Below are 19,739 nucleotides of genomic sequence, written 5' to 3' on the forward strand. Positions count from 1 at the left end.
AGGAGGTGTGATGCATGTCTGAGCTGATCGTGCAGGGGAAGCGATACTCATGCCGTGGCATCTTATTCGATAAAGATGGCACACTACTGGATTTTATTCAGTTGTGGGGCCCTTGGGCTCGTTCTATACTGGATATGATGGAGCAGCATCTTGTCGTGGCGGGAGCCGGTTTTACGATGGAGAAAGGCAACATTCTAGGCACTGTTCACGATCAGGAGGGACGTGTGATCGGTTACGATCCTTCTGGTCCGCTGGCAATGGGGACGGTGGATGAAAGTACAGGTGTGCTGGCTTGGCAGCTTTATACTGCCGGTGTTCCGTGGAATGAAGCTGTGCGGCTTGTCCGCGAATTTAATAAAACAGCGATGGCTGACGTCCGCCGACATCGGGCAGCGAAGGTGTTTCCGGGGTTGCGGACCTTATTGGAGCAGAGTCGCCGTGCCGGATTGAAGCTGGCGGTTGTGACCTCTGACAGTACAGAGGCTGCACAAGAGCATCTGGAGTGGATGGGACTGACATCCTATTTTGACGAGATCATCGGACATGATAGGGTTACATACGGCAAGCCTGACCCGGAAATGGCTGAAACAGCTTGCGCGTTACTAGGACTGTCGCCAGCGGACGTGGTAATGATCGGAGACAGTAATGGGGATATGCAGATGGGCAAGCGTGCCGGAGTACGGCTAGCCATTGGATTTGCGCCGGAACCGGAGCGTTCCGGTCATTTGCTGGATGCGGATAAGGTGGTTCGTAGATATAAAGAGCTGGAGGTGCGTAGAGCATGAAAGTTAATACGTTGGCGGATTGGATACAGCAATCGCAGAATATTGTTTTTTTCGGCGGAGCAGGGACATCGACGGAAAGTGGTATTCCAGATTTTCGTTCAGCAGCAGGCTTGTATCAGAGCGAGGAAAAATTACCTTATTCTCCCGAGGTTATGCTTAGCCGCTCTTTTTTTGTGAAGCATCCTGAAGTATTCTTCGGTTTCTATCGCAGCAAAATGCTGCATCCCGATGCGAAGCCGAACGGCTGTCATCATTTCCTCGCGTCTTTGGAAAAGCAAGGCCGTCTTAAAGCGGTTGTGACGCAAAATATTGACGGATTACACCAGGCTGCAGGGAGTATGAATGTAATGGAGCTTCACGGCTCGATACATCGCAACTACTGTATGGAATGCGGCCGCTTTTACGGTCTAAATGAAGTGATGAACAGTTCCGAGATTGTACCTAAATGTCCGTTAGATGGAGGAATGATTAAACCGGATGTCGTTTTATATGAGGAAGAGTTGAATCAAGATACCCTTATGCAATCCATTCAGGCCATTTCTCAAGCAGATCTGCTGTTAATTGGAGGAACGTCACTAACAGTCCATCCTGCGGCAGGCTTGATTACTTATTTTCGCGGAAAACATACAGTGCTGCTGAATACAGACCCCACCTCATATGATCACAAGGCGGATCTTTTGATCACTGAACCGATCGGTAAGGTTATGGAAAAACTTGCTCATCAATTGGGGTTGTAATCGTTTTCTTGTCAACGCCCGGATAAAAGCGCTATGATGATGTTGTGATGGACATAACAATGTTTCGAGAGAGGCTGTGATAGCATGGTTTATTTAGCTGGCGAAGATCGTTATGAAAGTATGAAATATAACCGTACAGGGAGATCAGGTCTTAAACTGCCCGCTATTTCGCTGGGCTTGTGGCACAATTTTGGCGGGATTAACAACGCGGAGAATGGTCGCAGCATGATTACTCGCTCCTTTGATCTGGGCATTACGCATTTTGATTTAGCTAATAACTATGGTCCTCCTGCGGGTTCAGCTGAGGAATTTTTCGGACAAGTGTTAGCCAGTGATATGAAGCCGTACCGGGATGAATTGGTTATCTCCACCAAAGCAGGCTACCATATGTGGGAAGGTTCATATGGTGACTGGGGATCTCGCAAGTATATGATATCCAGTCTGGATCAGAGTCTGAAGCGAATGGGGCTGGACTATGTCGATATATTCTACTCTCACCGCTTCGATCCGAATACGCCGCTGGAAGAAACGATGGGAGCACTGGATCATATCGTACGTTCCGGTAAAGCGCTGTATGTGGGTGTGTCTAATTATAGTGCAGAGCAAACGGCAGAAGCAGCTCGTATTTTGAAGGAGCTTGGCACACCGATGTTGATCCATCAGCCGAGATACTCTCTGCTTGACCGCTGGATTGAAAATGGATTACAAGATGTACTGGACGAAAACGGGATAGGCAGCATTGCCTTTTGTCCACTGGCTCAGGGACTGCTGACCAATAAATATTTGAACGGAATTCCCGAGGATTCACGTGCAGCAAGCACATCGGTTTTCCTGAATGAGAACCATGTGACGCCTGAAACTCTTCGCAAGGTGCGCGCCTTGAACCAGATGGCTGCTGCACGTGGACAAAGTTTGGCTCAATTCTCACTGGCATGGGCTCTACGCGGTGAACGTCTGACCTCTGTCCTGATTGGGGCTAGCCGTGTAAGCCAAATCGAAGAAAATGTTGAGGCCTTATCCAATCTGGAGTTTTCACAGGAAGAGCTGGACCGGATTGATTCGATTCTAAATGCCGGGAACGGACAAGACGGCGGCACAGCCTAATGACAAAAGGCATTTCGGAGTCATTAACCTAATTTCACATTCTCTTATACGATATATACTTAACAGCCCGCATTCGCTTGAAGGATGCGGGCTGTTTGTTATTGGCAGGGAGCTAGGGAAACCTGCTAAAGCTTACTTTACAACTGAGGATACTGCTTAACCTTGCTCCGGTACTCGGTTGGAGACTGACCACAGAAACGTTTGAATTGACGTGAGAAGTATAAAGCATCGGTTAAACCTACAGATGCAGCCACTTGCTCGACCGACAGCTCAGGACGTTCACGTAGCAGTTGACGTGATTTGTCGATCCGTAGCTTAAGCAGATAGGTGACGGGGGAGACGCCCGTTTCCTTTTTGAATATTCGTGATAAGTATGCACGGTTATAACCAAGCCCTTCAGACATTTGCTCAATGGATACGGGATGTGCGTACTGAGTGGACATATATTGAACCATTTGTTTGACTGTTCGTCGAATTTGCGAATCCGCCCCAGACGGATCAGTCCAGTCACTCAGGTAATTACTTGCTTCCCCCATAATTAGGTACAAGTAGCCCAAGGCTGAGAGATGAGAGCTAGATTTTCTGCTGTAAAAGGCCAATTGCATTTGTTCCAGATAACCGGGAATAGGACTTTGATCAGCAGCATGGAAAACAGGCTGATGAACACGCAGTCCTGCCTCTTGCACCACCTGCTCCGTATGGTGTCCGGTAAAGGCAGACCAACGATAGCGCCACGGTTCCTCTTCATCAGAGGTATAGCTCACCAGCTGACCGGGATGAATAAGGAAAAAATCGTTTTTTTTAAGCTGATATGTGTGCTGTTCTGTTCGAAAGATGCCTTTGCCCGACTCTACAAAGTGGAGCAGATAGTAATCATAGATTTTCGGCCCCACAGCATGACCGGATTTGGTCTGGCTCTCTCCTGCAAAAAGCACATGCAGCGGGCTATTTTCATAAAACACCGGATTAGAGGCGACAGCATAACTATATGAATGCGCTTGCAAAATAGAGTCATCCTTCCTGCATTTGTGAATAGTTTAGCGGATGCGGTATACTTACATTGTACATGTCCAAGTCACATTTATCCATAGCTTAAACACATGGATGCATTACATTGTGTGACGCTTTCATTTATACTGAAATCATAAGAGATGTCAACCTGATTAAGATATTACAGGGAAATCAGGGAGACTTTTACTAACGGTAAATGAGGTGGATGCGGATATGAACTCTACTGAATTAAAGAAACATTTTATTGAAAAATATGGTGAAAGCAGCAATGAACTGCTGATATTTCATGCACCTGGGCGCGTCAATCTGATTGGAGAGCATATCGACTATAATGGTGGTTATGTACTCCCGGCTGCGCTGGAATTTGGTACGACGCTGATCCTTCGTGCGCGCAATGATGACCAAATTCATTTTGCTTCGACAAACCTGTCGTACGAAGTGCCTATCCCCCGCGGAGAGATAGGTAAAAGCAAAACGGATGAGTGGGTGGATTATCCGGTGGGTGTGCTGGTGGAGTTGGCTCAAAAGGGAGTGTATCCTTCTAGCGGATACGATCTGCTCTATCATGGAGAAATACCGAACGGAGCTGGATTATCCTCCTCAGCCTCGATTGAGGTCGTGACCGGCTACGCTTTCCTGACTACCGAGAAGCAGAAAACCGACACAGTCGAAATTGCTTTGTTATCCCAGCGTGCAGAAAACAATTACGTGGGTGTCAATTGCGGCATTATGGACCAGTTCGCTGTAGCGAACGGAGCGGCTGATCATGCAATTCTGCTGATGTGCGATACGCTGGAGTACCGTAAAGTGCCATTCCGCACGGGAGCTTATAAGCTTGTGATCGGCAATACAAATAAGCGCCGCGGTTTGGTAGATTCAGCCTATAACGAGCGTCGCAGTCAGTGTGCCGAAGCGCTGTCCATTCTGCAGCAGCAGGAGTCGTCATTGGAATACCTTGCACAGCTGGATGAGGCTCGGTTTGGAGAGCTCCAGCATCATATTGCAGATGAAACAGTTCGCCGCCGGGCACAGCATGTGGTGGAGGAAAACGCTCGTGTGCTGGCCTCTGTCGAAGCTCTCGCGGCGAATGAACTTGCAGCTTTCGGTCAGTTAATGAACGCTTCTCACGATTCATTACGTGACCTGTATGAGGTCAGCTGCACCGAGCTGGATGTTATGGTGGAAGAAGCACGACGCATTCCTGGCACGCTGGGTGCTCGCATGACAGGGGCTGGGTTTGGAGGTTGTACGGTTTCATTGGTTCATGAGGACGATGTGGAACGTTTTGTGAAGGAAGTCGGCGAAGCTTATCAGACCCGTACAGGGCTGGAAGCCAGCTTTTATGTATGCAAGGCAGGAGACGGAGTTAAAGAACTGAAGGAGGACGAATAACATGGCCATTTTAGTCACAGGTGGAGCTGGATATATCGGTTCGCATACCGTAGCAGAACTGTTGGATCTGGGAGAAGAAGTTGTTGTGCTGGATAACTTGCAAACCGGACACAAAGGAGCATTACTTGGAGGCAAGTTGTATGAAGGTGATTTGAGAGATAAAGAACTTCTGTCCAAACTGTTCTCTGAAAATAAAATCGACGCTGTTATTCATTTTGCAGCCAACTCGCTGGTTGGGGAAAGCATGCAAAATCCTGGGAAGTATTATGACAACAATGTATTTGGTACGTTGAGCTTACTGGAGGCGATGAAAGATGCCGGCGTAAGCAAGATCGTATTTTCCTCAACTGCCGCTACCTATGGTGAACCGGAAAAGGTGCCGATTGAAGAAGGTGACCGTACTGAGCCAACTAACGTGTATGGTGAAACAAAGCTGATGATGGAGCGCATGATGTCCTGGTTTGATAAAGTATTAGGCATCAAATACGTGTCTTTACGGTATTTTAATGCGGCTGGTGCGCATGAGAGTGGCAAGATCGGTGAAGATCACCGTCCAGAAAGCCATCTGATCCCATTGGTGCTCCAGACAGCGTTAAAACAGCGTCCACATATCGCTGTATTTGGTGAGGATTATGCGACACCGGACGGAACGTGTGTCCGTGATTACATTCATGTAAGTGATTTGGCGGATGCTCATGTGCGCGCAGTGAATTACTTGCGTGAAGGTAATGACAGCAACATATTTAATCTGGGCAACGGGCAGGGCTTCTCTGTAAAGGAAGTTATTGAAACGGCACGCAAGGTCACTGGGCTCGACATTCCAGTTGTTACAGAACCCCGCCGTGCAGGCGATCCAGCAATATTGGTTGCCTCTTCTGACAAGGCCCGTTCGGTGCTGGGCTGGAGCCCAAAACGTACCCAACTGGAGGATATTATTAGCGGAGCATGGGGATGGCATCAGTCACACCCTCAAGGCTACGGCGACGAATAGACGGGAGACGATGACATATGAGCGAGCGCCAATCCGTAGATAAAGACCAAGACCGGGAACTTTCCCGGCACTTGGCCCATGACATCGACGAAACTGTACAGCAATCGGCTCTATATGCGGTGGAACAACTGGTTGCATTCGCGCAAAAAAAGGGCTTGATCGGTCTGCAAGATACAGATTACAGTCGTAATCTGCTATTAGAGCAGTTCGGGTTTTCGGAGCCTTATTCCGGTGGGGAAGCAGGGGGCATTATTGCCCCCGAAGCTCTCCAGCCTGTGCTTAATGTATTGATAGATTATGGTTTTGCCATAGGGCTTATCCCTGAAAACACGGATACGTATCGTGATTTGCTGGATTCCAAAATCATGGGTCAGCTAATGGCGAGACCGTCTGAAGTCATCCGTGACTTTCATCAAACGGAGGCTGAACGTGGTATAGAAGCGGCTACAGATGCTTTTTATCAATTATCCATCGATTCGAACTACATTCGAATGGATCGGGTAGCCAGCAATGTGTACTGGAATCAGTCAACGCCTTACGGAGATATGGAAATTACGATTAATTTGTCCAAGCCAGAAAAAAGTCCTAAGGAAATTGCAATGGCGAAGCTTTTACCGCCGCCTGTTTACCCCAAATGTCAATTGTGCCGTGAAAACGTTGGATATGCCGGGAGGGTAAACCATCCGTCCCGCCAAAATTTGCGTATTATTCCGGTCGAATTGAATAGGGAACCGTGGTTTTTTCAATATTCACCTTATGTGTATTACAACGAGCATTGCATTGTGTTCCATCATGATCATGTACCCATGAAGCTTACAAAGGATACGCTGCGGCGGTTGCTTGCCTTTACGAAAGCGTTTCCGCATTATTTCATTGGCTCTAATGCGGATCTGCCTATTGTCGGAGGGTCGATCCTAACTCATGATCATTTTCAGGGTGGTCGTCATACATTCCCAATTGAAAAAGCGGGTGTGGACGGCGTATACCATAATGAAGAGTTTCCGCAGGTTACGGCAGGTATTGTAAACTGGCCGATGTCGGTCATTCGTTTTACGTCAACAGATCCCGACGCACTGTTGGAGGCGGGGAATGCTGCTTTTGAAGCCTGGAAGGGTTATAGTGATCCATCGGTAGACGTTCTCTCTCATACCGAGCTGGAGGGGGAAACGATTCCGCATAATACAGTAACGCCGATTGTGCGCCGGGACTCTGAAGGAAGATATCAGATGGATCTCGTACTTCGCAACAATCGAACGAGTGAAGAATACCCGGAAGGTATTTTCCATCCCCATCGCGAGATGCATCATATCAAAAAGGAAAATATCGGTCTGATCGAGGTGATGGGGCTTGCCATCTTACCAGGTCGACTCAAGGATGAGCTGGATGGAATTGCTGATATCTTGTGTGGGGACGACGAATTGGCCGTGGCTATGCAGCAAGAAGGACATCCACTGTTTAAACATGCAGACTGGATTTACCAGTTGAATACCCGGTTCGGTCGCCTGTCTGATAAGGAGACGGCTGTTCGTACCGTACAAAATGAGGTTGGACTGAAATTCAGTGAAATTTTAGAGCACGCAGGAGTGTATAAACGGAATCCATCCGGTCAGCAAGCGTTTGGCCGTTTTATGAAACAATTGGGCTATACCTTGGGAGAATAAAGTTGCTTATGTTGCCACATAATACAATACGAGAACCCTCCCAAGATGTGAAATGTAACCATACTCCTTAAGGAGTATGGTTTTTTTTCTGAAAACAAAGCAATTTGTTTCCTGTAACCATAAAGGTTATAATAGAGTAGTTTCTTAACATTAAACTTTAGAAATATTGGAGGCGAACGTTTGCGATGAAAGCATTCGAATTTTATAATCCTACACAATTGATCTTCGGTAAAGGACAATTGGAGGCTCTCAAGCGTGAAGTTCCTAAATATGGAAAACGTGTACTGCTTGTATATGGCGGCGGCAGCATTAAGCGCAGCGGTTTGTACGATAATGTAATAAAATTGCTTGGTGAAATTGGTGCAGAGGTAACAGAACTGGCGGGTGTAGAACCAAATCCTCGCTTGTCTACGGTACATAAGGGTGTTGAATTGTGTAAAACAAATCAAATCGACCTTGTACTGGCTGTGGGCGGTGGTAGTGTACTGGATTGCTCCAAAGCTATTGCTGTCGGTGCAAAATATGATGGGGACATGTGGGATTTTGCAGAGCGTAAAGCGGCTCCCAAAGCAGCCTTGCCATTAGGTACGGTTCTGACCATGGCTGCAACCGGCTCTGAAATGAACGCAGGTTCTGTTATTACAAACGAAAAAACTCAGGAAAAATTGGGCTGGGGTAGCGTACATGCGTTTCCTGCGTTTTCCATTCTTGATCCGGTGAACACATACTCTCTGCCACAAAATCAAACGGTTTACGGAATTGTGGATATGATGTCACATACGCTCGAGCATTATTTCCATTTGGAATCCAATACTCCGGTTCAATTGGGCTGGTGTGAAACGATTTTGCGTACGGTCATAGATGCGGCGCCGGGACTGGTTAACAATCTGGAAAACTACGAGCTGCGTGAAACCATTATGTATTGTGGTACGATGGCACTGAACGGCTTCCTGAACATGGGGCTGACAGGTGACTGGGCTACGCATAATATTGAGCATGCTGTGTCTGCTGTTTATGATATTCCGCATGGTGGAGGACTGGCTATTCTGTTCCCGAACTGGATGAAACATAACCTGCATGTGAAGCCTGAACGCTTCAAACAGCTGGCTGTGAATGTGTTCCATGTAAACCCAGAAGGTAAGAGTGATGAAGAAGTAGCGTTGGAGGGTATTCAAGCGTTGCGTGATTTCTGGAGCTCGATTGGTGCACCAAGCCGTCTGGCTGATTACGATATTGATGCGTCCCAAATTGATGTAATGGCTGATAAAGCTGTGAAATTCGGACCTTTCGGTGGCTTTAACAAGCTCAATCGCGAAGATGTAGTCGAAATTTACAAAGCATCCCTGTAAACAGCGGTTGGAGCATAATAGGCACGTTTGTGCGTCATTAGACGTACGAACGTGCTTTTTTGGGTTTAATTTGGAATATAGGAGGTAAATTTTGAAACTTTTTAAGGTTGAATACGTAAACATAGTTATAGACTGGAAACCAGACTGAAAAGGTGCATGGAAGGAGGAGTCGCATGGAAACCTTATTTTGGTGGTTATTGGCAGGAGGGGCAATCTTTACCGTGGTTAGCGTGTTGATCGGGGATGTACTCGGTAGCTGGCTGGATGGGGCGTTAGAACTGCCGGGCCTTGATTGGTTCAGACCTGTCGTTCTACTTGGGGCTATGACTGCTTTTGGCGGGGCTGGAGTACTACTGACAAAGTATACTGGGCTGACCATGGGCTGGGTCGTTGTGCTTGCTTTAGGGATTGCACTTGTTATTGGAGTGCTAGTGTTTTTTGCGTTTATCAAGCCTATGGCGAATTCAGAGGTATCCAGTGGCTTCTCAATGCGTGAACTAACTGGCAGAATCGGTGAGGTCACCATTCCTGTACCTGAGGTTGGTTACGGGGAAGTTATGATCCGCTTGGGTGCAGGCAACACCATACATACAGCATCTAGCTTTGATCACAAACCGCTTGCTGCGGGAACCCGTATTGTCGTGGTTGAGGTCGCAGAGGGCGTCGTCCGCGTAGCGTACCTGGACACATAGACGGCGCATTCGCTTAACTTGAAGGGAGCGTGATCGGGAGTGTCAAGTTTGCAAGATATTGTGTTGATCCCTGGAATTGTTGTCATTGTTATTGTCATATTAGGGATTGCTTTTTGGGCCCGTTACAAAACGGTAGGACCGGATGAAGGAATGATTGTGACAGGTTCTTTTCTGGGAAATAAAAATATTTCCGAGGATGATTCTGGTCGCAAGATTAAAATTGTACGTGGTGGGGGCGCTTTCATTTGGCCTATTTTCCAGCAGTCCGAATTTATCTCTCTGTTGTCTCACAAATTGGACGTAACTACACCGGAAGTATATACAGAGCAAGGAGTACCCGTGATTGCGGATGGTGTGGCGATCATCAAGGTTGGCAGTTCCATTGAGGATGTAGCCACAGCAGCCGAGCAGTTCATCGGAAAGCCGCTGGAAGCGCTTAGAGGAGAGGCTCAAGAAGTGCTGGAGGGACATTTGCGGGCAATCCTCGGCTCCATGACGGTAGAGGAAGTATATCGTAATCGGGATCGGTTTGCGCAGGAAGTACAGGGCGTGGCTGCGCGCGATCTGAAAAAGATGGGCTTGCAGATCGTTTCATTCACCATCAAAGACGTGCGTGATAAACATGGGTATCTGGATGCGCTTGGTAAGCCGAGAATTGCTGCTGTGAAAAGGGATGCAGAGATTGCAGAAGCCGAGGCAGTGCGGGATGCCCGAATTCAGAAGGCACAAGCAGAACAGGAAGGACAGAAGGCCGAGCTGTTGCGGGATACGAATATTGCCGAGGCAGCCAAGGAGAAGGAACTGAAGGTGGCTTCGTTTAAGAAAGAACAGGATACTGCCAGAGCAGAAGCCGATCAGGCTTATCACATTCAGGAGGCCCGTGCCAAGCAGACTGCCGTCGAAGAACAGATGAAAGTCGAGTTGGTACGTAAGGAACGGGAGATTGATATTCAAGCCAAGGAAATACAGGTACGTGAAAAGCAATATGATGCGGAAGTGAAAAAGAAGGCGGAAGCCGATCGGTACGCAGTAGAACAAGCGGCGGAAGCTGACAAATCGCGTAAAATGCGTGAGGCGGAATCGCTGCAATACTCGATTGAAACACAGGCTAAAGCGTCAGCTGAACAAAAACGTCTAAACGGGCAAGCAGAAGCGGATGCAGAACGGGCCAAAGGTACAGCCGATGCAGATGTCATCCGTTTGCGTGGTCTCGCGGAAGCTGAGGCCAAGGAAAAACTGGCGGAGGCGTTCCAGAAGTTTGGAGAGGCCGCCGTGCTCGATATTATCGTGAAAATGCTGCCGGATTTGGCCGGACGCATTGCCGAACCGATTGCATCCATTGATAAACTGACTGTTGTGGATACGGGTAAAGGGGAAGGGGCAACGCGTGTCAGCAATTATATCACCGAACTGATGGCGACGGCTCCTGAGATGCTTAAGAGTGTATCCGGTATTGATGTAGAGCAGTTGATCAAGGGACTAACCACTGGAAAAAAAGGCATTCATTCCGTACCTTCCTCCGATGATGCGAACAAGCTACACAATCCAGCCTCGGTTGAGGTGGCACTAACGGATAAAGAATAACGCTAAGCCTTTGGGGAGTAGATTCTCAGCCTTCAAAAGAACGCTTTTCATCACAGCATTTCCTGGAAATTGTGATGAAAAGCGTTTTCTTTTTATTGACCTTTAGCGGAATATTTGGTACTTTAACGTGGATTCCTCTGAGCTTCATGCTATAATTCTTAGGATCAAGGTTCTGATAAAAGAGGTGCGGATGTGAGCAGCCTAAAAGTGGCCAAAGCGCTGAATAACAATGTGATTATAGGGATGCATCCCGAGCATGATGAGGTTGTTGTGATTGGAAAAGGAATCGGTTTCAATCGCAGAGCTGGCGATCTTATCTCGTTGGATTCAGTTGAAAAATTATTTATATTAAAAAGCCATGAAGAGCAGGAGCAATACAAACGATTGCTTCCTGAGCTGGATGAAAAGCTCATTGAGGTCATCGGTGAGGTGCTTCATCTTGTTCAGCTTCAAGCAAAGAAGCCTCTAAATGAGCACATACTGATAGCTTTAACTGACCATATTGCCTTCTCCATCAACCGTCAAAAACAGGGGATTACGATTCATAATCCATTCTTGTATGAAACTAGGGAAATATATCCTCAGGAATACAAGATGGCTGAGCAGGCTGTTGCTTTGATCAAGGACAAGATGGACGTGGATCTGGGAGAAGATGAAATCGGATTCGTAGCTCTGCATATTTATAGTGCTATGACGAACCAACATATCTCCGAGGTTAGGAAGGATTCTCGTCTGATTGCTGACATGGTTCAGGTTGTCGAGACGACACTGGATTATCGAATTCCTCTCCAATCCCTTGATTATTCTCGACTGCTGACTCATCTGAGGTTTGCGATTGAACGTGTACGACGAGGAGAAATTGTGCAGGAGATTTACCGATTGGACAAGCTTTTGAATGAAGAATATCCAGAAATGTATATGCTGGCCTGGAAACTTACGAAGATTATGGAGAAAAGGCTACGTAAACCGGTGTATCCAGCTGAAGTTAGCTATTTAACGATGCATCTGCAGCGTTTGTCCCAACGCAAGGAGCAGGGAGAGCAACAAACTGTGATAAAACCCGAGTAAAAAAGTATTGCCTCGCATTTAGCGTGGTGCTATAATCAATTTTGCAATGAGGAAGACAACAACTAAACATTTTAACGTGTTACTGATTCGATCAGGCATGAGTTGTTTTAAGTTATGATTGTTTACAGCCTACTGGGGTATGCTATATCTCAAGGTTGTGTTCAAACATACTTAAATCGGCTCATGCCTTTTTTGTTGTTTTGCCTCTGTTCTAAATTTCAGAGAAGGATGTGGAAGGTATGTTCAAAAAGCTTTTCGGCGTTTTACAGCGTGTCGGTAAAGCGTTAATGCTTCCAGTAGCCATTTTGCCAGCTGCGGGGCTTTTATTGGGTATCGGCAACATGCTGGTCAATCCTGATTTTCTCCAGTACATCCCTGCGTTAAATGCGGGCTGGGTTCAATCGGTAGCGACAATCATGATGAACGCCGGACAAATTGTTTTTGATAATCTGGCGCTGTTGTTTGCAGTCGGCGTAGCCGTCGGTCTGGCGGGCGGCGAAGGTGTAGCAGGTTTGGCTGCGATCATCGGTTACCTCGTAATGAACATTACGCTGGGTACAGCTGTAGGTGTTACACCTGGTCTGATTGCTCAAAAAGTACCGGGTTATGCGAATGTGTTGGGTATTCCTACACTTCAAACCGGGGTGTTCGGCGGGATTATCATCGGTATACTGGCCGCTGCTATGTACAACCGATTTTTCAAAATCGAGCTTCCTTCGTACCTGGGCTTTTTTGCGGGTAAGCGCTTTGTTCCAATTGCAACGGCAGTATCTTCACTGATTGTCGGACTGGCACTGGTTTTGATCTGGCCCCCAGTTCAACAAGGGCTTAACGCAGTATCTCACTTTATGGTGTATTCCAACCCGACTTTGTCGGCGTTCCTGTTCGGGGTTATCGAACGTGCGCTCATTCCGTTTGGTTTGCATCACATCTGGTACTCACCGTTCTGGTTTGAGTTTGGTGAATATGTTAACAAAGCAGGTCAAACCATTCACGGTGACCAGCAGATCTTCTTCAATCAGCTTCGCGACGGCGTGGCACTGACAGCAAGTACGTTCCAAGTAGGTAAGTTCCCATTCATGATGTTCGGATTACCGGCAGCAGCACTTGCGATGTATCATGAAGCAAGACCGGAACACAAAAAATATGTAGCAGGTATCATGGGTTCAGCTGCCTTGACTTCGTTCCTGACAGGTATTACGGAGCCACTGGAATTTTCCTTCCTGTTCGTAGCTCCATTGCTGTTTGCAGTACACTGTGTATTTGCAGGTTTGTCATTTATGACGATGCAAATTTTGAATGTTAAAATCGGTATGACGTTCTCAGGTGGATTTATTGACTTCCTGATATTCGGGATTATTCCAACCCGTACGCCATGGTGGTATGTAATTATCGTCGGTCTGATTTTGGCGGTTATTTACTACTTCGGATTCCGATTCATCATACGGAAATTCAACTTGAAGACACCAGGACGTGAAGAAGCTACAGATAATGTGGAGGGTGCAGCAAGCGGTAGCAGTGACGAGCTTCCACATAACATTTTGGCTGCTTTCGGTGGTTCATCGAATATCAAGCATCTGGATGCATGTATTACACGTCTTCGGATCGAAGTTAATGAAAAATCAAACGTGGATAAAGCTCGTCTGAAACAACTTGGCGCTTCAGGTGTCCTTGAAGTTGGTAACAATGTACAGGCGATCTTCGGTACCCGTTCCGATACGATTAAAACCCAAATGGCTGATATCATGGCAGGACGTACACCTGCACCTGCTCCTTCAGAACCAGCTCCACAAGAGGAAAAGGAAGCCGGAGAACAAAAGCAAACAATCGTTGTGGAAGATATCGTGATGCCAGTAAACGGTGAATTGGTTGACATCTCGACCGTTCCCGATCCGGTCTTTGCAGAACGCATGACAGGTGATGGATTTGCAGTTGTGCCAAATGATGGAACCATTGTTTCTCCTGTTTATGGTAAAGTATTTAATGTATTCCCAAGCAAGCATGCGGTTGGTATTCAATCCGATGGTGGTAAAGAAGTGCTTGTTCATATCGGGGTGAATACAGTGAAGCTTAAAGGTCAAGGATTTGACGTTTTGGTGAACGAAGGCGATCTTGTGTCAGCCGGCCAGCCTATTATGAAAGTAGACCTGGAATACGTGAAGGCAAACGCTAAATCCATCATCTCACCTGTCATTTTTACCAACCTTCCAGAAGGATCTTCGGTAACTTTAAACAAAACTGGAGTATTGAAGGCTGGCGAAGATGGTATAATTACGATAAAATAAACTCTATGTGTTTCGGATTAGTTGATTAGGCGGCTTAGGCCGTCTGATCAATTATCTGGTATGCTGCGTGTAAACAAATATTATTTTTAGGAAAGTGGGAGGAACAAATTATGCAAACAACTTTTAGAATTACGGATGAAGACGGTATCCATGCACGTCCTGCAACTGCGCTGGTAAATACAGCTAACAAATTCAGCGGTGCTGAATCTTTCGCCGAAGCTAACGGTAAAAAAGTAACTTTGAAATCCATTCTGGGTGTATTGTCTCTTGGTCTGGAACAAGGGGATACTATTAACATTATCTGCGAAGGCGCTGAAGCTGCTGAAGCATTGAAAGCTCTTGAAAATGTAATCGTTAACGAAGGGCTGGGCGAAATTCATGCTTAAAATTTCCGGGATTGCCGCTTCGGCAGGCATAGCCATTGCCCGGGCGTTTATCTTGGAGCATCCGAATTACGCTGTAGAGAGACGCGCGGTTGGTGATGTTGAAGCTGAAATCGCAAGATTGGATGCGGCTTTGGCACAATCTCAAACCGAATTGGAATCGATTAAGGAGAAAACGCTTCGTGAGCTGGGTGAGAAAAAAGCAGAAATTTTTGCATCTCACCTCCTCATTCTGAATGATCCTGAATTGATCGATCCGGTTAAAGCTAAAATCAGAGACGAGCAGCTTAATGCTGACTATGCTTTGAATGAAGTAGCTACACAGTTTATTTCCATGTTTGAGAACATGAAAAGTGCATATTTGCAAGAACGCGCATCGGACATGCGTGATGTAACCAAACGGGTGCTCAATCATCTGCTTGGTGTTCATTTTGTCAGCCCTGCAGAAATTGCCGAAGAAACGATTGTACTTGCAGAAGATTTGACACCTTCCGACACAGCTCAGCTGAACCGTGAATTTGTTAAGGGTTTTGCAACGAATATCGGCGGACGCACTTCACACTCGGCTATTATGGCTCGTTCATTAGAAATTCCTGCTGTTGTAGGAACAAAAAATATATTGTCTCAAGCTAAAAGCGGCGATTTGATTATCGTCGATGGTCTGGATGGTCACGTGTTCGTGAATCCTACCGAAGAAATCGTTGCAGAATACCGCGCTAAACAAGTGGCATATGACAAGCAACGCGAAGAGTGGCGTAAGCTGCGCGGCGAAGCTACGGTTTCCGTCGATGGTGTCCATGTCGAACTGGCAGCCAATATTGGTACGCCTAACGATGTAGCTGGTGTTCTAGACAACGGTGGTGAAGGCGTTGGCTTGTATCGTACGGAGTTCTTGTACATGGGACGCGACAAGCTCCCATCCGAAGAAGTACAATATACAGCTTACAAAACGGTTCTGGAAAGAATGGAAGGCAAACCGGTTGTAGTCCGTACTTTGGACATCGGTGGAGATAAAGAACTTCCTTATCTGGATCTGCCGAAAGAAATGAATCCGTTCCTCGGATTCCGTGCTATTCGTCTGTGTCTGGATCGCCAGGATATTTTCCGCACTCAATTGCGTGCTTTGTTGCGTGCAAGCGTGCACGGTAACCTGCGCATTATGTTCCCAATGATTGCTACGCTGAACGAATTCCGTGAAGCTAAAGCTGTTTTGTTGGAGGAAAAAGAAAAGTTGGTAGCCGAGGGTGTATCCGTATCTGAAGAAATTCAGCTGGGCATCATGGTAGAAATTCCTTCCACAGCGGTATTGGCTGACCAATTCGCAAAAGAAGTGGATTTCTTCAGTATCGGTACTAACGATCTGATTCAATACACCATGGCAGCGGATCGTATGAACGAGCGGGTTTCTTACCTGTATCAACCATATAATCCATCCATTTTGCGTCTGGTGAAAATGGTTATTGATGCCGCTCACCGTGAAGGACGTTGGGTTGGTATGTGTGGTGAAATGGCAGGAGACACAACAGCAATTCCGTTGCTGCTGGGTCTGGGACTGGATGAGTTCAGCATGAGCGCAACTTCCATTCTGCCAGCACGTAGTCAAATCTCTAAGTTGTCCCGTGCGGACATGGAGAAATTGGCTGCAAAAGCTCTGGATATGCAAACAGCCGAGCAGGTTGTTGAATTGGTTCAAAGCATCGAAGCATAAGGAAGGGTATCACATTTTCAAAGGTTATATCTTTTTCCAACAAAAATTGCTGTATACATACAGCAGCCGGTATCTCAACAGATACCGGCTTTTTTGTATGCTTTGGATGGTTGTGTTTGAATTTAACCTTAACTACATGCGCAATTCAGCACAGGCTTACGGGCTGCAGTGGTTTCATCCAGGCGTGTGACTGGAGTGGTATAGGGTGCATTGAGCACCAGCTCAGGGTTCTCCTCGGCTTCGCGCGCAATATGAATCATAGTGTCGACAAAAGCATCCAGCGTCTCTTTGCTTTCTGTTTCCGTCGGCTCGATCATGATGCATTCCTCTACATTTAGCGGAAAATAAATGGTAGGCGGATGGTAACCGAAATCAAGCAATCGTTTGGCTACATCCAGCGTGCGTACTCCAAATTTCTTCAAACCTCGCCCCGACATGACAAATTCGTGTTTACAATGCCCAGGATAAGGCAGGTCAAAGTGCGGAGCCAGCCGATGCATCATGTAGTTGGCATTGAGTACAGCGCATTCGGACACTCGCTTCAAGCCATCAGGACCGTAGCTGCGGATATAGGCATAGGCTCGGACGAGAATGCCGAAGTTTCCGTAAAAGGCTTTGACCCGCCCAATAGAATCTCCCTGCTCCCGATCCCAGCGGTACACACCCTGCGAATCACGTACGACAAACGGCTTGGGCAAATAGGGTATCAGCCGCTGCTTTACGCCGACGGGTCCAGCGCCAGGGCCGCCTCCACCGTGCGGAGTACTCATCGTTTTGTGCAAATTGAGATGCACCACATCGAAGCCCATGTCCCCGGGGCGGGTAATCCCCATGATGGCATTGGAGTTTGCCCCGTCATAGTAAAGCAGACCACCTGCGTCATGCACGATCGCGGCAATGTCAGTAATTTGCTTCTCGAACAAGCCCAGCGTGTTCGGATTGGTCAGCATGAGCGCAGCGGTGTCGTTGCCTACCGCTTGGCGGAGCGCGTCCAGATCCACCAGCCCCTCAGGGGTGGAGGGAAGGGTGATTGTTTCGAAGCCCGCGACGGTTGCACTGGCGGGGTTCGTACCGTGCGAGGAATCCGGCACGAGCACCTTGGTACGTCGCTCACCACGTGCCTCGTGGTACGAGCGAATCATCATCAGCCCGGTCCATTCGCCATGGGCGCCAGCAGCGGGCTGGAGCGTGACGGCATCCATGCCGGTCAACGCAGCCAGATCGTTTTGGAGCGTATGCAGCAGCTCCATAGCCCCCTGGATGCTATTCTCCGGCTGATATGGATGAATTTTAGCGAAGCCTGCGTAACGGGCGACATCCTCATTCACTTTTGGATTGTATTTCATCGTACACGAGCCAAGCGGATAAAACCCGTTGTCGACGCCGAAGTTGCGCTGGGACAGGGCGGTATAATGGCGAATAACATCTACTTCGTATACCTCGGGTAATGCCGCAGGTTCGCTGCGCAGCGCATAATCCGGCAAAAGCTCTGCCACCGGGCGACGAGGAACGTCGCACTCGGGAAGGGAATAAGCGATGCGACCCGGACGGCTCAATTCAAAAATGAGCGCTTGATCGTGTTCCTTCAACAGCTCTTGTTTCTGGTCCGGTCCGGTGTGTGTCATAGCAATCCCTCCAAGGTGTGTACAAATTGGTCAATCTCTTCTTTGGTTCTTTGCTCCGTCACGGCAATCAGCATGTGACCCGCAAGTTCCGGATAGTCCCGGCCCAAATCATAGCCTGCGATAAATCCGGCAGCTAGCAGATTGTCCTGAAGTTGGCTCACATCCGTACCTTCAGGCAGCCTAAGGGCAAACTCGTTAAAGGTCGGTGCGTGAAATGAGGCAGTTACGCCTTTCAAGCTCAGCAATTGTTCTAACGCATAGCGGCTTTTATGCAAATTCAGCTCGGCTACTTCCTGGATGCCCTGTCTCCCCATGACGGACAAGTACACAGATGCAGATAATGCAAGCAACGCTTGATTGGAGCAAATGTTAGACGTGGCCTTTTCGCGGCGGATATGCTGTTCCCGCGCTTGCAAGGTCAGCACGAAGCCGCGTTTGCCGTTACGGTCTGTGGTTTGGCCTACGATACGCCCAGGGATACGACGCATATGTGCCTGAGAAACGGCAAAGTAACCGCAGGTCGGACCGCCGAGGGAGGACGAGATCCCAAGCGGCTGCGCGTCTCCTACAACAATATCCGCGCCCTGCTTGCCGGGCGCCTCCAGCAAGCCAAGTGCCAATGGGTTGGCACTGACGACCATTAGCCCCTTGTGTGCATGGATCAGGTCAGCCATCGGCTTCAGATTTTCCACGGCTCCAAAAAAGTTGGGGCTTTGGATCAAGACAGCCGCCGTCTGTTCCGATACGGCCGCGGCAAGCGCATCGACATCCGTTACGCCGTCCGAACAGCCGATCTCCACGATGTCCAAGTCCAATCCGCGCGCATAGGCTGCCAATACCTGGCGTGCCTCTGGATGGACAGACCTTGATACAATAAGCTGTTTACGGCGCGTGGCTGCGGCGGCCAGTGAGCCCGCTTCCGCCAGAGCTGTCGCTCCATCGTACATACTGGCATTAGCTACTGCCATGCCTGTCAATTCGCAAATATACGACTGAAATTCAAAAATGGCTTGCAGCTCGCCCTGGCTTACTTCCGGCTGATAGGGGGTGTAGGCTGTGTAAAATTCGGAACGTGAGGTGATGTGCTGAATGACGGACGGAATATGATGATCATAAATACCTGCACCAAGAAAGCTGGCATGTGTATCTGTATTGGCATTGTGCCCGGCCAGCTCGGCCATGTGGCGAGTTAGGGCTCTTTCGTCGAGCCGAGAGGAAAGAGGGAGTTCCCCTTGGTATCGAATTGCCTCTGGAATGTCACTGAATAAATCATCAATGGATGATACGCCCACCACACGCAGCATTTCGGTTTGATCTTGTTCGGTCATGGGGAGATAGCGATGCTGCTTCATAAGTTCTGGCTC

General features: G+C 47.9%; 16 protein-coding genes. 13 read left to right on the forward strand and 3 right to left on the reverse strand.

The genetic code is table 11. The features are described 5' to 3' along the window. Window positions 1-14: 14 nt before the first annotated feature. From G7035_RS15025 to mgrA, 3 genes are all read left to right on the forward strand, one after another. Window positions 15-785, forward strand: coding sequence for an HAD family hydrolase (locus tag G7035_RS15025; protein ID WP_019688304.1), 771 nt, complete (start codon window positions 15-17; stop codon window positions 783-785). After that, window positions 782-1,522: an NAD-dependent protein deacylase gene (locus G7035_RS15030; protein ID WP_016819071.1), complete on the forward strand. Its 741-nt coding sequence runs from the start codon at window positions 782-784 to the stop codon at window positions 1,520-1,522. Before G7035_RS15025 ends, G7035_RS15030 begins: the two co-directional genes overlap by 4 nt. An 84-nt stretch (window positions 1,523-1,606) precedes the next feature. Next, window positions 1,607-2,626 (forward strand): L-glyceraldehyde 3-phosphate reductase, encoded by a 1,020-nt coding sequence (gene mgrA / locus G7035_RS15035; protein WP_019688303.1) that lies wholly within the window; start codon window positions 1,607-1,609, stop codon window positions 2,624-2,626. Window positions 2,627-2,763: 137 nt separating this feature from the next. Here the strand turns inward: mgrA and G7035_RS15040 are convergent, their stop codons facing one another. Beyond that, window positions 2,764-3,630 carry an AraC family transcriptional regulator gene (locus tag G7035_RS15040; protein WP_019688302.1) on the reverse strand — a complete coding sequence of 289 codons (867 nt, stop codon included), beginning with the start codon at window positions 3,628-3,630 and terminating at the stop codon, window positions 2,764-2,766. A gap of 220 nt (window positions 3,631-3,850) precedes the next feature. Between G7035_RS15040 and G7035_RS15045 the strand changes: the two genes are divergently transcribed. From G7035_RS15045 to ptsP, 10 genes are all read left to right on the forward strand, one after another. Then, window positions 3,851-5,029, forward strand: a complete 1,179-nt coding sequence (locus G7035_RS15045; RefSeq protein ID WP_029515173.1) for a galactokinase — start codon at window positions 3,851-3,853, stop codon at window positions 5,027-5,029. A gap of 1 nt (window position 5,030) precedes the next feature. After that, window positions 5,031-6,020 carry a UDP-glucose 4-epimerase GalE gene (gene galE / locus G7035_RS15050; protein ID WP_016819067.1) on the forward strand — a complete coding sequence of 330 codons (990 nt, stop codon included), beginning with the start codon at window positions 5,031-5,033 and terminating at the stop codon, window positions 6,018-6,020. Window positions 6,021-6,037: 17 nt separating this feature from the next. Then, window positions 6,038-7,681, forward strand: a complete 1,644-nt coding sequence (locus G7035_RS15055) for a UDP-glucose--hexose-1-phosphate uridylyltransferase (protein ID WP_019688300.1) — start codon at window positions 6,038-6,040, stop codon at window positions 7,679-7,681. Between the two features lie 185 nt (window positions 7,682-7,866). After that, entirely contained in the window at window positions 7,867-9,030 is a 1,164-nt protein-coding gene (locus tag G7035_RS15060; RefSeq protein WP_019688299.1) for an iron-containing alcohol dehydrogenase, read from the forward strand. Between the two features lie 173 nt (window positions 9,031-9,203). Continuing rightward, window positions 9,204-9,722, forward strand: coding sequence for an NfeD family membrane protein (locus G7035_RS15065; protein WP_013372583.1), 519 nt, complete (start codon window positions 9,204-9,206; stop codon window positions 9,720-9,722). A 48-nt stretch (window positions 9,723-9,770) separates the two neighbouring features. After that, entirely contained in the window at window positions 9,771-11,306 is a 1,536-nt protein-coding gene (locus G7035_RS15070; RefSeq protein WP_019688298.1) for a flotillin lipid rafts scaffold protein FloT, read from the forward strand. Window positions 11,307-11,498: 192 nt separating this feature from the next. After that, window positions 11,499-12,374 carry a glucose PTS transporter transcription antiterminator GlcT gene (glcT, locus tag G7035_RS15075; RefSeq protein WP_019688297.1) on the forward strand — a complete coding sequence of 292 codons (876 nt, stop codon included), beginning with the start codon at window positions 11,499-11,501 and terminating at the stop codon, window positions 12,372-12,374. 239 nt (window positions 12,375-12,613) lie between these two features. Then, window positions 12,614-14,659, forward strand: a complete 2,046-nt coding sequence (gene ptsG / locus G7035_RS15080; protein WP_016819061.1) for a glucose-specific PTS transporter subunit IIBC — start codon at window positions 12,614-12,616, stop codon at window positions 14,657-14,659. 110 nt (window positions 14,660-14,769) lie between these two features. Further along, window positions 14,770-15,045 (forward strand): HPr family phosphocarrier protein, encoded by a 276-nt coding sequence (locus tag G7035_RS15085; RefSeq protein ID WP_007431597.1) that lies wholly within the window; start codon window positions 14,770-14,772, stop codon window positions 15,043-15,045. Then, window positions 15,038-16,750 (forward strand): phosphoenolpyruvate--protein phosphotransferase, encoded by a 1,713-nt coding sequence (gene ptsP, locus G7035_RS15090; RefSeq protein ID WP_016819060.1) that lies wholly within the window; start codon window positions 15,038-15,040, stop codon window positions 16,748-16,750. The genes G7035_RS15085 and ptsP overlap by 8 nt, the downstream gene beginning before the upstream one ends. Before the next feature lie 128 nt (window positions 16,751-16,878). Here the strand turns inward: ptsP and gcvPB are convergent, their stop codons facing one another. Both gcvPB and gcvPA read right to left on the reverse strand, forming a co-directional pair. After that, entirely contained in the window at window positions 16,879-18,375 is a 1,497-nt protein-coding gene (gene gcvPB, locus G7035_RS15095; protein WP_019688296.1) for an aminomethyl-transferring glycine dehydrogenase subunit GcvPB, read from the reverse strand. Beyond that, on the reverse strand, window positions 18,372-19,727 hold the full coding sequence (gene gcvPA / locus G7035_RS15100; RefSeq protein WP_019688295.1) for an aminomethyl-transferring glycine dehydrogenase subunit GcvPA: 1,356 nt from the start codon (window positions 19,725-19,727) through the stop codon (window positions 18,372-18,374). Before gcvPA ends, gcvPB begins: the two co-directional genes overlap by 4 nt. Window positions 19,728-19,739: the final 12 nt, after the last annotated feature.

This window comes from Paenibacillus polymyxa, from assembly GCF_015710975.1.
Classification (GTDB): Bacteria; Bacillota; Bacilli; order Paenibacillales; family Paenibacillaceae; genus Paenibacillus; species Paenibacillus polymyxa.

Bases quoted from the DNA above. Each gene is read 5' to 3' on its own strand.
- ptsP (WP_016819060.1), top strand. From the start codon at position 15,038: ATGCTTAAAATTTCCGGGATTGCCGCTTCGGCAGGCATAGCCATTGCC.
- G7035_RS15025 (WP_019688304.1), top strand. From the start codon at position 15: ATGTCTGAGCTGATCGTGCAGGGGAAGCGATACTCATGCCGTGGCATC.
- ptsG (WP_016819061.1), top strand. From the start codon at position 12,614: ATGTTCAAAAAGCTTTTCGGCGTTTTACAGCGTGTCGGTAAAGCGTTA.
- G7035_RS15085 (WP_007431597.1), top strand. From the start codon at position 14,770: ATGCAAACAACTTTTAGAATTACGGATGAAGACGGTATCCATGCACGT.
- gcvPA (WP_019688295.1), bottom strand. From the start codon at position 19,727: ATGAAGCAGCATCGCTATCTCCCCATGACCGAACAAGATCAAACCGAA.
- G7035_RS15055 (WP_019688300.1), top strand. From the start codon at position 6,038: ATGAGCGAGCGCCAATCCGTAGATAAAGACCAAGACCGGGAACTTTCC.
- G7035_RS15030 (WP_016819071.1), top strand. From the start codon at position 782: ATGAAAGTTAATACGTTGGCGGATTGGATACAGCAATCGCAGAATATT.
- mgrA (WP_019688303.1), top strand. From the start codon at position 1,607: ATGGTTTATTTAGCTGGCGAAGATCGTTATGAAAGTATGAAATATAAC.
- G7035_RS15045 (WP_029515173.1), top strand. From the start codon at position 3,851: ATGAACTCTACTGAATTAAAGAAACATTTTATTGAAAAATATGGTGAA.
- G7035_RS15065 (WP_013372583.1), top strand. From the start codon at position 9,204: ATGGAAACCTTATTTTGGTGGTTATTGGCAGGAGGGGCAATCTTTACC.
- gcvPB (WP_019688296.1), bottom strand. From the start codon at position 18,375: ATGACACACACCGGACCGGACCAGAAACAAGAGCTGTTGAAGGAACAC.
- galE (WP_016819067.1), top strand. From the start codon at position 5,031: ATGGCCATTTTAGTCACAGGTGGAGCTGGATATATCGGTTCGCATACC.
- G7035_RS15060 (WP_019688299.1), top strand. From the start codon at position 7,867: ATGAAAGCATTCGAATTTTATAATCCTACACAATTGATCTTCGGTAAA.